Origin of the sequence: Emticicia sp. C21 (assembly GCF_003418935.1) — a bacterium.
GTDB lineage: Bacteria > Bacteroidota > Bacteroidia > Cytophagales > Spirosomataceae > Emticicia.
The window spans coordinates 25,084-40,012 of record NZ_QVMT01000012.1 but is presented as its reverse complement, the minus strand read 5'-3'; the positions used below and the strand labels follow the sequence as shown (position 1 = coordinate 40,012).

Annotated in this window: 11 protein-coding genes; 5 read left to right on the top strand and 6 right to left on the bottom strand. The window is 37.6% G+C overall.

From position 1 onward, the window contains the following. Positions 1-26 precede the first annotated feature (26 nt). Complete coding sequence (galE, locus tag D0T08_RS21985; RefSeq protein ID WP_116984900.1) at positions 27-1,046, bottom strand: UDP-glucose 4-epimerase GalE; 1,020 nt, start codon at positions 1,044-1,046, stop codon at positions 27-29. 183 nt (positions 1,047-1,229) lie between these two features. Here galE and D0T08_RS21980 point away from each other — a divergent pair, with 183 nt between their 5' ends. Then, positions 1,230-2,066 carry a transglutaminase-like domain-containing protein gene (locus tag D0T08_RS21980; RefSeq protein ID WP_116984898.1) on the top strand — a complete coding sequence of 279 codons (837 nt, stop codon included), beginning with the start codon at positions 1,230-1,232 and terminating at the stop codon, positions 2,064-2,066. A gap of 15 nt (positions 2,067-2,081) precedes the next feature. On the opposite strand, the gene D0T08_RS21975 is transcribed toward D0T08_RS21980, so the two are convergent. Continuing rightward, positions 2,082-2,714, bottom strand: coding sequence for a 4'-phosphopantetheinyl transferase superfamily protein (locus D0T08_RS21975; protein ID WP_116984896.1), 633 nt, complete (start codon positions 2,712-2,714; stop codon positions 2,082-2,084). A 135-nt stretch (positions 2,715-2,849) separates the two neighbouring features. Here D0T08_RS21975 and D0T08_RS21970 point away from each other — a divergent pair, with 135 nt between their 5' ends. From D0T08_RS21970 to D0T08_RS21960, 3 genes are all read left to right on the top strand, one after another. Then, on the top strand, positions 2,850-3,320 hold the full coding sequence (locus D0T08_RS21970) for an SRPBCC domain-containing protein (protein ID WP_116984894.1): 471 nt from the start codon (positions 2,850-2,852) through the stop codon (positions 3,318-3,320). A 392-nt stretch (positions 3,321-3,712) separates the two neighbouring features. Next, complete coding sequence (locus tag D0T08_RS21965; RefSeq protein WP_116984892.1) at positions 3,713-6,790, top strand: TonB-dependent receptor; 3,078 nt, start codon at positions 3,713-3,715, stop codon at positions 6,788-6,790. A 65-nt stretch (positions 6,791-6,855) separates the two neighbouring features. Next, on the top strand, positions 6,856-8,199 hold the full coding sequence (locus tag D0T08_RS21960; RefSeq protein WP_116984891.1) for a RagB/SusD family nutrient uptake outer membrane protein: 1,344 nt from the start codon (positions 6,856-6,858) through the stop codon (positions 8,197-8,199). 82 nt (positions 8,200-8,281) lie between these two features. On the opposite strand, the gene D0T08_RS21955 is transcribed toward D0T08_RS21960, so the two are convergent. Further along, a complete protein-coding gene (locus D0T08_RS21955; RefSeq protein WP_116984889.1) occupies positions 8,282-9,193 on the bottom strand; it encodes an SMP-30/gluconolactonase/LRE family protein in 912 nt (303 codons plus the stop codon). A 265-nt stretch (positions 9,194-9,458) separates the two neighbouring features. On the opposite strand from D0T08_RS21955, the gene D0T08_RS21950 reads away from it, so the two are divergent. Beyond that, positions 9,459-10,001 (top strand): ferritin-like domain-containing protein, encoded by a 543-nt coding sequence (locus tag D0T08_RS21950; RefSeq protein WP_116984886.1) that lies wholly within the window; start codon positions 9,459-9,461, stop codon positions 9,999-10,001. 90 nt (positions 10,002-10,091) lie between these two features. Here the strand turns inward: D0T08_RS21950 and D0T08_RS21945 are convergent, their stop codons facing one another. Genes D0T08_RS21945 through D0T08_RS21935 form a run of 3 tightly spaced genes read right to left on the bottom strand, consistent with a single transcriptional unit; the run spans position 10,092 to position 14,511 of the window. Continuing rightward, positions 10,092-12,242: a catalase gene (locus D0T08_RS21945; RefSeq protein ID WP_116984884.1), complete on the bottom strand. Its 2,151-nt coding sequence runs from the start codon at positions 12,240-12,242 to the stop codon at positions 10,092-10,094. A 41-nt stretch (positions 12,243-12,283) separates the two neighbouring features. Continuing rightward, on the bottom strand, positions 12,284-13,489 hold the full coding sequence (locus tag D0T08_RS21940; protein ID WP_116984882.1) for a DUF748 domain-containing protein: 1,206 nt from the start codon (positions 13,487-13,489) through the stop codon (positions 12,284-12,286). A gap of 32 nt (positions 13,490-13,521) precedes the next feature. Further along, the gene (locus D0T08_RS21935) at positions 13,522-14,511 is read right to left on the bottom strand and encodes a YihY/virulence factor BrkB family protein (RefSeq protein ID WP_116984880.1); all 990 of its coding nucleotides are present in this window, start codon (positions 14,509-14,511) and stop codon (positions 13,522-13,524) included. Positions 14,512-14,929: the final 418 nt, after the last annotated feature.

The window sequence follows — 14,929 nt, the reverse complement described above, 5'->3', positions numbered from 1 at the left end:
AAATCATTTGTTATGCTTTGATCCGCTTATTTTTTATTTTTTGCTATTTTCTTTTCCCATCTCCAGGCATCTTTCACGCTATCTTCCAAAGTTTTTTCGGTCTTCCAGCCCATTAGTTTCTCCGATTTCTCTACGCTTCCGTATATTTTCTCTACATCGCCTGCTCTGCGTGGGCCTATTTCGTAATTCAGTTTTACCTTATTTACTTTCTCAAAAGCCTTGATAATCTCTAAAACTGTATTACCCCTACCTGTACCAATATTGAACACATCGTAGTAATTGTCTTTTTGATTAGAAAGCAATTTTAGTGCCGAAACATGTGCCTTTGCCAAATCAACTACATGAATAAAATCTCTGACATTTGTACCGTCTGAGGTATTATAATCATTGCCAAAAACTGTTAATTTTTGTCTGATACCAATAGCTGTTTGAGTAATAAAAGGCACGAGGTTGCTTGGTACTCCTCTTGGTAATTCACCAATGTTGGCAGAGGGGTGTGCACCTATAGGGTTAAAATAGCGAAGGGCAACGATTTTCAGCGGATTTCCGGCTGTAATTGTGTCTCTCAGAATATCTTCACAGATAGTTTTCGTATTACCGTAAGGAGAAGCCGCAGGTTTGCGCGGAGTATCTTCAGTAACAGGAATTTCATCAGGTTGACCGTATACAGTACATGATGAAGAGAATACAAGATTCTTAATACCTAATTTCATCATCACTTCTAAAACTCTCAGGGTTGAACCGATATTATTCTCATAATATTTCAAAGGTTCTGCCACTGACTCTCCTACTGCTTTATAGGCAGCAAAATGGATGATACCCTCAATATTTTCTTTCTTGCAGATTTGCTCTAGTGCTTTTACGTCGTTACAATCTTTCTCATAACACTTCACAGGTCTTTTCAGGATTTTTCTCAGTCCTTTTAGTACAGTTTTTTCAGAGTTATTAAAGTTGTCAATAATTATAGGTTCATAGCCAGCGTTAATCAGTTCGACTACTGTATGGGAGCCAATAAATCCGGCTCCGCCTGTTACTAAAATTTTCATAAGCTAGAAATATCCTGTTAGTGTGAAAAAAAAGTTTTTATAAAACTATTTGTTTTTTTAACAAAAGTATGAATTTAGAGGTGTAATTAGCAAAATTTGAGCTTTGGAATTTCATTTTGTTAGTAAGCGGTAGGTTAATTTACTGGCAATCAATTAATTATGATTTAGAAAGGGGGAATAGCTATGAAAGAATCTGAAATAAAAGCATTAGTTACACTACTTGATGATGATGATCTGGAAGTAGTGCAACACGTAGAGAAGCAATTGCGAACGATAGGTGGGGCTGTGATTCCACTATTGGAAGACCATTGGCAGGAAAATGGGTTGAATCCTGTATTACAGAAGAAAATAGAAGACTTGATTCATGATTTACAATATAATTTGCTGACTACCCGCTTATTGGAATGGAAAAACAGCGGGCACCAGGACCTTCTGGAGGGTATGTGGATGCTAGCAACGTATCAGTATCCTGATTTGAGTTTAGAAAAATTAAGGCAAAGTATTAACGACATTTATTTTGATGTCTGGCTGGAATTCAGAGATGATTTACACCCCCATGACCAGATAAGAATATTGAATCAGGTATTTTTTGAGAAATATAAGTTCGTACCCAATACCAAGAACTTTCACTCACCTGCCAACTCAATGCTCAATCAGGTTTTTGAGCAGAAAAAAGGGAATCCCATTTCGCTTTGTGTCATTTATATGCTCATTGCCAGGCGTTTAGGATTACCAATTAGTGGGGTTAATCTGCCGAGCTTATTTGTATTAACTTATAAAAATCCGCAGATACAGTTTTATATTAATGTATTTAACCGGGGGCTTATTTTTTCTAAGGCGGACATAACCAATTATATCAAACAAATGCATCTGTTGCCGCAAGATAGTTTTTTCCAACCTTGCACCAATCTGGATATAGTTTGCAGGGTATTACGTAATCTAATAGTATCGTTCGAGAAAGTATCGGATGTTGAACGTGTGCATGAAATGGAGAATATCTTAAAATTATTATCTGAGTAATTGCTGAAGGCGTTTCTAACAAACTGTAACTAAATAATATTGCGCTATCTTCTCGACAATCAATGAGTATTGTTCATCAATATCGTTGATTCTCAATCGTCCTTTGATAACCTGTTGGTCTTTGCTGAATGGAGAGATCAGCAGGTTATCAATAAAAATCACTTTCCTTTTCCCATATAGTTTATACAAAGCTTCTTTGGCCGACCAGTAAATACAGAGTTTGTCTAAATCATTATTAGCGGCATTTTTTTCGGTTTCAGATAAATACTTATGGGCAATTCTCAGAAGCTTTTCGCTTGGTTGTTCCATATCAATACCCAATGATTGGCTTTCGTGTATTACTACTGCTATATATTCGGCTGTATGTGTCAATGAAAATTGCCACGTAGAACCTACCAGATAAGGTTTACCGTATTCATCCTTTTTAATTCCCAGATATTTAATTCCTAATTTATCTGCCAGATATTTGATAGTTAATCTGCTACAAAAAAACTCTATTTGCTTTTTTGGGTGGTGTATACTTGCCAATTCGGCATCTGTCAGAATTTCAGAAGGTAACATGGCCTGCAATTCATTATGAGACTCAGTAATATGCCACACAGCTAAATAAGAATGATTATTATATTGTTTTTCTATGATGATAGGCATTGCAAATATCTTTTCTACTCCGAACTATTATTTCAATTGTAAATAAAAGATAATAAACCGAAACCCTGAATTTGATTCAGAATATTTTTTACATTTGCCATCATTGCATATAATCACTTTACTACTAATCTATCCATGAGCGTTACTCAAGAACCTATTACTGATGACGTGCCTGCAATTATTACTACCCGTGTTATCGAGGTATCAAAAGGAACATTATTTAAAGCGTATTCAGACCCTGAAATCTTAGCCCAATGGTGGGGGCCAAAAGGATTTACCAATACTTTTCATGAATTTGATTTTAATCCTGATGGTCAATGGAATTTTATTATGCGTGGCCCTGATGGCAAGGACTATAAAAACAAAATTGTTTTCAGAGAAATTGTGCCTTTAGAGAAAATTGTCTTTGATCACGCCAGTGGGCCTTATTATAAAGGAACTGTTACGTTTACTGATACTGATCAACCCAACTGTACACAATTAAGCTATGCTATGATTCTGGAATCACCAAAGGTTTACAACAATCTTAAGGATTTTATTGCAGGGGCAAACGAGGAAAATTTTGACCGATTAGAAGAGACTTTAAGTAAATTAACAAAAAAATAAAAAAATGTTTCGATAATTGACAGCACATTATTTTATTTTCTCGTCTTTTGTCTGTACGATCTGCTTTTTTGTAGGCATTCTCTTGGCATACATCTAATTTTTTTTGATATTTGGACAGACCATTTTATGATATAAAAAAACAACTATTTTACCCTATGATTATTAAAAGATATCAATTTAATTCAAACTAAACAGGCTATCACTTTTACTCATCTGCTATTTATTTTATTAGTCTCAATATTTACTTTTTTTGAATTTTTACAAGTTTCTCTTGTATATAAAGCGTATTATTAGCATTTGTTGCCACTTTTGACTCCTATATGTGAGGTAATTATCTATTTTTAATTTAACTTTAATTTCTTTAATTAATCCTATAACAAACTAAAATGCGAATGAACAAACTTTTACGGGTTTCATTAGGTTGTCTATTCCTCTTTATTTCTTTCTGGGGAAATGCACAGGATGTTGATGTAACAGGGAAAGTTACCTCAACTGAAGATGGTAGTCCACTACCGGGAGTTTCTATTACAGTCAAAGGTACAACAAGAGGTACAACCTCCAACGTAGACGGAAGCTACAGAATCAGTGTTCCGGCTAACAGTGTTCTTCAGGCCAGTTTTATTGGCTTTACTACTTTAGAGCAAACGGTAAACAATCGTAGTATTGTAGACTTTGTGCTTGTTCCTGCTACACAAACATTGAACGAGGTGGTAGTAACAGGGTACGGTTCTCAAATTAAACGTGACCTGACCGGTAATATCGTTAAAATCAAAGGAAGTGATGTAGCAGATATGCCTGTTACTACTTTCGAACAAAGTATCCAGGGTAAAGCTGCCGGGGTTCAAATCAACCAGGGTACTGGTAAATTAGCTCAGGGTATTCAGATTCGTGTACGTGGACAGTCTTCAGTATCGGCTTCAAACGAGCCTTTGTATGTAATTGATGGTATTCCGATGACACAAGGTGACCTATCTATTGCAGGCGGTGCCACTAACCCAACAGTAGACATCAACCCACAGGATATTGAGTCAATCGAGATTCTGAAAGATGCTTCTGCCGGAGCTATCTATGGTGCACGTGCGGCTAATGGGGTAATTCTGATTACCACTAAAAAAGGTAAAGCAGGCAAAACTAACGTTACATTTGGTGTGCAATATGGAAAAAGCAAGCCTACCAATATATTACAGTTTTTGAATACTGAGCAATATATCGACTTTTACCGCAAAGCAGCAGCCAATTCTGATGCCATTGAAGGGTATTCAACTACAGATCCTGATTCATATTCTCAGTATATGGAAAGTTTCTTCCAGACACAAAGTTTAGGAACGTTGGGGACTGCGAAACAAGCAGATACCAGATGGGCTGATCTGGCCTATCAGGATGCGCCATCTCAACAATATGATTTAAGTGTGAGTGGTGGTTCAGAGAAAACTACTGTTTTCTTATCAGGACAGTTTTTAGATCAACAAGGTATTCTGGCTGGTAATGCTTTCAATCGTTTATCTGGTCGTTTAAACCTATCTCATAAAGTTACAGACAAACTAACAGTAGGTATGAATATGGGTCTTACCCGCTCATACAACCAACGTGTATCAGGTGACCGTCAGTTTGACAACCCTCAACAATTGGTAGCTCTTCCTCCAATGACTCCTGCTAATGACCCTGAAACAGGTCTTCCTGTAGGTATGCCTCCGGGAGATATTTCAATTCCTTTGTATTATAATGCTCTGATCAATATAGGCAACGCATACTATAATACGAATGTACACCGTAATATTGGTAACGCATTTGGTGAATACAGATTCTTTAAGGGTCTGAAATTCCGTACAGAGGTAGCGATAGATTTATTAGACCAACAAGAAGAACAATACTACAATAGCAAAACACAACGTAATTTCGGTGCTCCGCAAGGATACGGATATAACCGTTTTGTAAGGGTTGAAAACTACAATACCAACAATTATTTTGTGTATGACAATGTGATTGGCGTGCACGCATTTGATGCAACCGCGGGTATGTCATTCCAAAGCTCAGAAATAAAAACAAACGTGGCTGAGGGTAGAGATTTCCCATCTGATGCTTACCGTATGATCGCCAGTGCTGCTCGTAAAACAAATGCAAGCTCAAGCGAAACCAATTATAATTTCCTTTCTTATTTTGCCCGTGTAAACTACAAATTTAATGAAAGATACCTGATTGGCTTAAGTGCACGTACTGATGCGTCTTCTCGTTTTGGTAAAGACAATCGTTATGGTTTCTTCCCGGCGGTATCTGCAGGCTGGATTCTGACTGAAGAAAACTTCCTGAAAAATATCGAAGCTATCAGTTTCTTGAAATTGCGTGCAAGCTGGGGTAAAACGGGTAATGCTGAAATTGCTAACTTTGGTCACTTAGGCCTGTTTGCAGGTGGCGCGGGTTATGGCACTTTACCTGGCCAGGCTCCTGCCCAATTAGCGAACCCTGATTTAAGTTGGGAAACTACGCAGCAAATTGATGTCGGTTTAGATTTTGGTATCCTGAAAAACCGTATCAATGGTGAAATTGACTACTACGAAAAAAATACAACCGGTTTATTGTTGAATGTGAACGTACCGGGTACTACAGGTTTTGCTACGCAATTGAAAAACGTTGGTGGATTAACTAATAAAGGTTTTGAATTTGTATTAAATACAGATAACCTTGTAGGACAATTCAAATGGAAAACAAGCTTGAATGCATCAACCAACACTAACAAAATTACTAACCTGCAAGGACAAGTAATTGAGGGTGGGCTAAACAACATGAGCCGCGCAGTAGAAGGCCAGCCACTAGGTGTATTCTACACTGTAGAGTATGCTGGTGTTGACCCTGCCAATGGTGATGCTTTATTCTACAAAAACACACCAAATGCTGATGGTTCGTTAAGCAGAGAAACAACTAATAACTATTCTCAGGCACAACGTACAATTATAGGTAGCGCGCTTCCTAAATGGATTGGAGGTGTTACTAATACATTCAGCTACAAAGGTATCGAGTTGAGCGTGTTCTTTAATGGTGTGTTTGGTAATAAGCTGAATTTCTATGGTGTAGGTCGTTACTCTTCTGCTAACGGTCGTTTTGAAGACAACCAGACTGTCAACCAATTAGATGCATGGACTCCTCAAAATACGAATACAAAAGTTCCTCAGGCACGTTTGTATTACAATAATGGAGCACAACCTTCAAGTCGTTTCATTGAAGATGGTTCATTTGTTCGTCTGCGTAATGTAACCTTGGCTTATAACCTTCCGAAATCTCTTTTGAGCAAGGTTAAAATAAGTAATGTAAGATTATATTTAACCGGACAAAACCTTTTGACTTTCACTAAGTATACTGGTTGGGATCCTGAAGTAAACGCCGATGACGTTGTATCTAATATTGCTTTAGGTTATGACTTTTATACTACGCCACAAGCTAAAGTTATTATGGGTGGTTTAAATATCAGTTTCTAATTTCTATTTCGTTATTAAATAGGAAGCAGCGATCTTTTTTAAATTATTTAAAGCAATCAGACAAAATGAATAAAAATATAAAAAATTGGTTATTTATTGGTGCAACTGTCGCATTTATGACAAGCTGCGACAGCCAATTAGACGTAAAACCAACGGCATCGATTGATGAATCAGAAGCGCTTGCTAATTCACAAGCTGTAGAAGTAACGCTTACAGGTGCTTATGATGCCCTAAGTGATAATGACCTTTACGGAGGTGCTATTCAATATTCAGGTGATTTATTGGGTGATGAGTCCGAAGTAAGATTTGGTGGAACATTCACTACAATGGATGAACTATGGCGTAAAACTTTTACAACAACCAATGGTCAGGCTCAGTTAACATGGTTAGCTGCTTATAATACTATTAATATTGCTAATAACGTATTATCAGCCATTGATAAAGTTGACGCAGATAAAAAGAATAGTGTAGAAGGTGAAGCACGTTTTATTCGTGGTTTAGTTTATTTCGATTTAGTAAGACTTTGGGCAAAAGCCTGGGGTGATGGCGATGCGAACACTAACCCTGGCGTACCTTTGGTTACTACTCCTACCCGTGGAGTAAGTGATGCAGATTACCGCCCAAGAGCAACTGTAGCCGCTGTTTACGCACAAGTAATTGAAGACCTTACTAAAGCTGAAAGTCTTTTAGGTAATCCTTCAAATACGGGTTTTGCTTCAAAAAGTGCAGCACAGGCAATTTTGGCCAGAGTTTACTTGCAACAAAGTAACTATGCTGCTGCACGCGACGCTGCCAACAGAGTAATTACTGGTCAGCAGTTTTCATTGACTGAAACTTTTGATGAGGCGTTCTCTGATGAAACGAATGATAGTGAGATTATCTTCAAAATTCTCGTGACAGATCAGGATGGTGCAAATGACTTGAATCTATATTATGCCCCTGCAACTTATCAGGGTCGTGGTGATATTCGTGTACAAACCAAACACCTTAACTTGTATCAATCAGGTGATTCAAGAGGTGTCTTTTTCGTAAGAGCATCTGGCAATACATTTACAGCTAAATTCTTAGATCAGTATGGTGATGTTCCAGTAGTTCGTTTAGCAGAAATGTATCTGGTTCGTGCTGAAACTAATCTTCGTTTGGGTACAACTACTGGCGCTACTCCATTAAGTGATGTAAATCTAATCAGAGCAAGAGCTGGTGCTAGTGAATTAGCTACAGTTACTATCAATGATGTTTTAGCGGAACGTAAGTTAGAACTAGCTTTCGAAGGCCAACAAATTCATGATGCCAAACGCGTTAAGAAAAACGTAGGGACTTTACCATTCAGCGATAATAAATTAGTTATTCCGATTCCACAACGTGAGATTGATACTAATAAATCTCTTGTTCAAAATCCTGGATATTAATCATTGCATATCAATACAAAACCAGGGGCATTGCTAACGTGATGCCCCTGGTTTATTTATTAACTGATAGTATTATTAAATGTTATCTTACGCCTTTCACTTTCATCGGCAAGATAAAAACTGACTCAGAAGCTGTAATAAACAGTGTGTCCATGTTTTTGCCTCCAAAACATACGTTTGCCGTCCATTTGGCTGGCACTTCAATCTGTTCGATCTTTTTCCCTTCAGGGTTATAAACCGTTACTCCTTTACCTGCCAGATATACATTCCCTTGATTATCAATGGTCATACCGTCTGAAAGGTCTTTAGCAAATTCTTTTTTGTTTGTTAATGTCCCATCTGAATTAATATCATATCTCACAATTGCACGGTTCCCCATATCAGAAACATATAGATACTTGTTATCAGGTGTACCTATCAGACCATTAGGTTTTTTAATTTCCGGGTCAACCAGAATAGCCTCTTTTTTACCTTTTGGCAGATAATAAAGCTTTTCTCCTCCTATCTGTGGGTCAGGGCTTTTTCTTTCCCAATAATCTCTCTGAAAATACGGGTCAGTAAAATACATACCTCCTTTTTTATCAATCCATAAATCATTTGGGCCATTAAATACGTGTCCATTGTGGCTTTTCAACAACACGGTTACTTTTTTATCAGGATCGATAGACCAAATTTCATTATGCTCATCGGCACAGGTAATCAGGTTGCCTTTTTTGTCAAAGTATGTCCCATTGGAGCGCCCGGCTTTGTCCATAAATACTGACAGGTTTCCATCGGTATCATATTTCCAGATTTTATTATTGGGTTGATCGGTAAAGAAGACGTTTCCCTTTTTATCAACGGCAGGCCCTTCGGTAAAAGAAAACTGATTGGAAATAAGTTGTGGTTTTGCGCCCTCGGCAATAATACCCGATTGCTGGCTGATTCCTTTCATAGCTATACTTGTCATTAAACACATCAATATAACTGTGGCTCGCTTTAGATTGTTTTTCATTGAGTAATTAGAATTATTTGAATAGATAACGTAAAAATATAAATATCTCTTTATAGTCAGGTGCGAGTCTCTAAATTTTAACCCTAATTCAATACTTATCTTTATTCTTAGGCATCTGGCATGATGAAATAATCCTACATTTTTTAACTAAGAATTCAACTACTCTGAGGAAAATCAAGCCGATTTAAACCCTTTAAGGCTATGGTATAGTTTTTTTACTTTTTGCTATAAACCTTTCTTTTAAAATCACTTAAATGAATTTACTATGAAAACTCACAGCAAAAATTTTGGTTCGAGCGATAATACCCATCACGAGGGAGAAGATTTAAGAAGATTATTTTTAGATGGTCTGAGAGATATTTACTGGGCAGAGATAAGACTAACTAAAGCGCTTCCGACTATGGCACAAGCAGCCACTTCTAAAGGATTAACACGAGCTTTTGAATCTCACTTAAGCGAAACAGAAGAACATGTGAATCGTATAGAAAGAGTTTTTAAGTTGTTAGACGAACCAGCTCAGGCTAAAAAATGTGCAGCCATGATAGGATTAGCTGAAGAAGCCGAAGAAATCATTAAATCAACTAAAGATGGTTCATTAGTAAGAGACTGTGGTTTAATTCTAGCGGCTCAGAAAGTAGAACACTATGAAATAGCCTCTTATGGTACGCTTAGAACCATAGCAGAGATATTGGGCTATGAAGAAGCAGCTGATATACTCCAAATGACATTAAACGAAGAAGAGGATACTGATAGTAAACTAACACAATTGGCACAATCGCACATTAATGTAGCCGCAGCGCAGGAATAAAATTAATAGTGGAATAATAGTTCCAGTGTAATATGTACGAAAGAAGCCTTGTCTGTTGACAAGGCTCTTTCTTTGTTATGAGGTCAAATATTAGTTGAGATTCTTATCTTTCTTCTCTCTTTCCCAGAAACGATGTTGCGCAATGGCATTGACAAATTCCTCAGGCGATTGATCAACGAGTACGCCTATTGAAGAAACTGTTCCTTTCTCTAGATGTTTTCTGAGTTGGTTTGATGCTTTTAATAACTCAATACCCTCCCCTACTGTTGCAATGGGCTTACAATGCTTGAAAGCTTCATCAACGAACTCAACAGCACTTGGTTCTTCCAGAAGCGTTTCTACACCCACGCTTCCACCACAAACAAATACTGCATCAAAAAGTACTGAAGAAGCCGTTAATAGAGTTTGATCTACCTTGGTTTCAATCCCTTTTGCACCTTTAATTGTACCAAATTTCGGAGCAACAACACTAATCATGGCACCTTCAGTCTCTAAAGCCTTTTTAAAGTTTTGCAATGATTGCTCTTCAAAACCATCAGCGGCTAGCAAAGCTATCTGTCTTGTTTTAATGGTATTCTTGCTGGTATTAGCCATACTTAACGCATCTGATTTCTTAATGGATGGCTCAACATTAACTGGTTGATAATCCTCAGGATTACCATCGGCCGGAATACTATGGTTGATAGGATACTCTAAAGCTTCTGGTACTGTTAGTCCTAAACCGTCAGCTACATTTTTGGCCAGGGTTTTATTGACCTGCGATAGTAACCCTACCATTCGCTGTCTTATCTCTATGGTTTCTACTTTGCCTAATTCAAATCTTAAAGCATTAGTCAGGTGTTGTTTTTCAGCTTCTGATTGACTTTCGTAAAACAATTTAGCCTGGCTGAAATGGTCAAAGAAACTTTTGCTACGGCCACGTATTTTTTTACCGTCTATTCTTTCAGTATAGCTTTTAAAACCACCTTGCATTGCTCCAGCCTGAAACGGACAACCACCACCTAAGCTATTAGGATTATAACTCACTCTTCCTTGATTAATGGTTTGTCTCATAAAACCATCCCTTTGGTTGTTATGTACAGGAGCAATAGAACGATTAATAGGTATCTCATGGAAATTCGGCCCACCCAAGCGTATCAATTGGGTATCGGTATAAGAAAATAATCTACCTTGAAGCAGTGGGTCATTCGTAAAATCAATTCCCGGCACTACATTTCCTGCATGGTAAGCTACCTGCTCGGTTTCGGCAAAAAAGTTATCGGGATTATGGGTTAACACCAGTTTCCCTATCCTTTTTACCGGAACTAATTCTTCCGGAATAATCTTGGTTGCATCCAATAAATCAAACTCATATTTGAATTCGTCTTCTTCAGGCACAATCTGAACACCTAATTCCCATTCAGGGAAAGCACCACTCTCTATAGCTTCCCACAAATCTCTCCGATGAAAATCCGGGTCTTTACCTGAAATTTTCTGTGCTTCATCCCAGCAAACTGAATGCACACCCAATAAAGGTTTCCAATGAAATTTCACAAAATGTGATTGTCCTTCGGCATTAACAAACCGAAAGGTATGAACGCCAAACCCCTCCATCATGCGATAGCTTCTCGGGATAGCTCTGTCGCTCATCAGCCACATAATCATGTGCGTACTTTCGGGCATTAAAGAAATAAAATCCCAGAAAGTATCGTGGGCTGAAGCAGCCTGCGGAATTTCGTTATGAGGTTCGGGTTTTACCGCGTGAACCAAATCAGGAAACTTGATAGCATCTTGTATAAAGAAAACAGGTATGTTATTACCCACTAAGTCATAAACCCCTTGCTCGGTATAAAACTTTGTGGCAAAGCCTCTCACATCTCTCGCCAAATCGGTAGAACCTCGGGAGCCCGCTACGGTAGAAAATCTAACAAAAACAGGCGTTTTTACACTTGGGTCTTGCAGAAAATGTGCTTTAGTATATTTTTCCATCGACTCATATACCTGAAAATAGCCATGAGCCGCCGAACCTCTCGCATGAACAACCCTTTCAGGAATCCGCTCATGGTCAAAATGTGTCATTTTTTCTCTAAAGAGAAAATCTTCCATTAAAGTAGCGCCACGCTCGCCGGCTATTAAAGAGTTCTGGTCATCATTAATAGGCACGCCCTGATTACTAGTAAGCAATTGGTCTTTCGGATTTTCAGTATTAATACTTAAATCTTCTGTTTTCTTGTTTACTGCAAAAGAATCTTTTTGCTTCATCGCTATTCAGTTTAAATTGTTGAAAATACCTGTTTTTTATACTACTTCTTATCCTTTTTCTTGTCTTTTTTATCTTTCTTTCCGCCGAATATTTTCTGCAAAAAAGTCTTTTTCTCAGGCTCAGCCTGCACATTTCCTATACTAATGGTATTATCAACCGATGGTTTCAGGGCATTTACAAAGGCATTTCTTAATACATAGGTAATGGCTGTCCACAAATTCACATCGGGGTTCTCAAACCTACCTTGAATAGGTAGCTTGGTAGCTAGCTGGTCTTTAGGATGATTTGTGAAGATTTCTGCTACTGTCCCAATCAATGTTTCCCAAAGTATCTGGCCCAGATTTCCCTCTTCTTTATTAAACTCTACTATATCTAAATCTTTGATCAGCGGTTTTACATAGCCATTAAATGCGCCGTCTTTGGCGGCAAACTCAGTGTATAAGCCAAAAGTGCCTTTGTTTACATCAAATCTACCGTATGCTCTGAAGAAGTTATTAAGTAAAACCATATTCATATCAGTGAGCCGTGCATTCAAATCAAACGTAGGCTGCTTTTTTAGTGGGTCAAGGTTCACATTTAATTCAAACTTACCCTCGTATACATCTCCTGTCGCTCTTATTTTGCCGGGTAGGAGTTTTGTACTGTCGTTTACATTCGTCAGGTTTTCTGCTACGGCGTTAATGCTTTTCATGGATACATCCACTAGTGGATTTGTATTCTGGTCGATATAGTGAATCTGTCCATTATTAATTTCAAAGTGGTTTACCTTTAGTGGCATCAGGTCTTTAATCAAATCTCTGAAATCAGCAGTATCAGCTTTAATATCCTCTCCCTTATGCTTACCTTTTACGAAATTCAATACAGGTTCATTGACATAAATCTCCCCCACTACTGAACCTTTAAAGACTGATTTCCACTCGACCGATAAATCTATTTCGGGACTTTTAAAGAACGGAATCGTATCCCGTTGCTTAGTTTCGCTGTTTATCTTTTCTATTTTTATATCATTAATAACATATGCGCCTCGTATCAAAGCAATATCAATGTCTTCCACGTGCCCATAGTATTGCTCCATTTCAGACAATGTCTTGTTTACATATTTCAGCACTATATAGGGCAAAGCCAAACGCAGGGCAATCAGAAGTACCAGAATACTTCCAAGAATGATAAATAATCTTCGTCTTTTGGGAGGTTTGGTAGAAACAGCATGTTTCTTCTCTGGTGTTAAAGTTGTGTCCTTTTTCATACATCAGTTAAAGTTTGTGTGGTGCAGTCTTATTAAGCTTTTTCAGCCTTTCTGGCTTTATCAGCTTTTTCTCTTTGCTTGATAGTCTTATCTACTATCAACTCTTCTTCTTCCGATAACTCTACTAAAATGGCATCCTTACTAGGTTCAATGCCCCGACCAAAATGAGTAGCGTATTGTTTGGTAAATTCGGCGCCGAAAAAGACAATCATACACGAGTAAGATACCCACAGCATTACTAAAATGATAGATCCTGCAGCACCATAAGTAGAACCAGGCTCGGCTTTGCCAAAATAGATGCCTAAACCAAATCTACCCAATATAAAAAGTAGGGTTGTAACCATAGCTCCAACCCAGACATCCTTCCATTTGATTCTGGCATCGGGCAAGATTTTATACATGAGTGCGAATAGAACTGATATAACCACAAAAGAGATAATGAAATTGATGGCTTGAAATAGAAACAGCATGAAATCTGGCAGATGCGCCTTTATCCAGGTACTAAATGCAGCTAAAGCAGTAGTTAATATTAAAGATACTAACAGAAGAAAACCGATAGAAACAATTAATCCGAAAGAAAAGAGTCGGTCTTTTACTAATTTCACCCATTTTTCTTTTCCTTTCAGTTCGGGTTTTACTTTTACTTCCCATATCTGGTTAAGAGAGGTTTGTAGTTGCAGAAATACTCCCATTGCACCAAAAATAAGCGTGAAAATACCAATTATTGTAGCCCATATTGATTTCTTCTGTTCACCTGCTTTAGCAATAATCTCTTCAATTTGTTTGGCAGTATCAGCACCCATAGCCGAGCTGATCTGGTTAGAGATTTCACCCTGCACAGCTTCTTTACCAAAAGCCAAACCGGCCAAAGCAATAATAATAACTAATAAGGATGGGATAGAGAAAATAGCATAATAAGCTATAATAGCACTTTGCCGGAATGGGTCTGCTGCATTCCAGGCTTCAAATGATTTTTTTGTAATTAACCATAAATTCTTTGGACTGGCTTTCGAATTGCTCATAATAGTAAATGGGAAAAACGGTTCGACAAATCTTGAAATTTTACTACTATACGTACTCTTTTGCTAAAATTCTAGTCCATCTCTTTTTTGTGGAATTACTTACGCATGATTCTTAAAAGGTAAGAATTGGTTTAAGCAAAAAAATCTACAAGGGGAATAAATGTCAACGCCATTAAAAATATGCCTGCTACTTAGCATTTTTGGCTAGTTTTCAATAAAAAATGTAAAATTCTATCACTATTAAAATATACAATAGTAGAATATTAATACTACTCTGCCTGGCTCTGCTTTGGACATATGCACTTCGCACAGATTTTTTGCATTACCTATTGATTACGGCTCATTTTAACCTCAGGAGGCCGAGAAATAACCTATTGAGTAGATTACTTATTTAAAGACAACTGTAGGTAAACACGAA

What these genes read in the sequence shown, in the direction of transcription:
- galE (WP_116984900.1), bottom strand. Translation starts at nt 1,046, where the DNA reads ATGAAAATTTTAGTAACAGGCGGAGCCGGATTTATTGGCTCCCATACA.
- D0T08_RS21980 (WP_116984898.1), top strand. Translation starts at nt 1,230, where the DNA reads ATGAAAGAATCTGAAATAAAAGCATTAGTTACACTACTTGATGATGAT.
- D0T08_RS21975 (WP_116984896.1), bottom strand. Translation starts at nt 2,714, where the DNA reads ATGCCTATCATCATAGAAAAACAATATAATAATCATTCTTATTTAGCT.
- D0T08_RS21970 (WP_116984894.1), top strand. Translation starts at nt 2,850, where the DNA reads ATGAGCGTTACTCAAGAACCTATTACTGATGACGTGCCTGCAATTATT.
- D0T08_RS21965 (WP_116984892.1), top strand. Translation starts at nt 3,713, where the DNA reads ATGAACAAACTTTTACGGGTTTCATTAGGTTGTCTATTCCTCTTTATT.
- D0T08_RS21960 (WP_116984891.1), top strand. Translation starts at nt 6,856, where the DNA reads ATGAATAAAAATATAAAAAATTGGTTATTTATTGGTGCAACTGTCGCA.
- D0T08_RS21955 (WP_116984889.1), bottom strand. Translation starts at nt 9,193, where the DNA reads ATGAAAAACAATCTAAAGCGAGCCACAGTTATATTGATGTGTTTAATG.
- D0T08_RS21950 (WP_116984886.1), top strand. Translation starts at nt 9,459, where the DNA reads ATGAAAACTCACAGCAAAAATTTTGGTTCGAGCGATAATACCCATCAC.
- D0T08_RS21945 (WP_116984884.1), bottom strand. Translation starts at nt 12,242, where the DNA reads ATGAAGCAAAAAGATTCTTTTGCAGTAAACAAGAAAACAGAAGATTTA.
- D0T08_RS21940 (WP_116984882.1), bottom strand. Translation starts at nt 13,489, where the DNA reads ATGAAAAAGGACACAACTTTAACACCAGAGAAGAAACATGCTGTTTCT.
- D0T08_RS21935 (WP_116984880.1), bottom strand. Translation starts at nt 14,511, where the DNA reads ATGAGCAATTCGAAAGCCAGTCCAAAGAATTTATGGTTAATTACAAAA.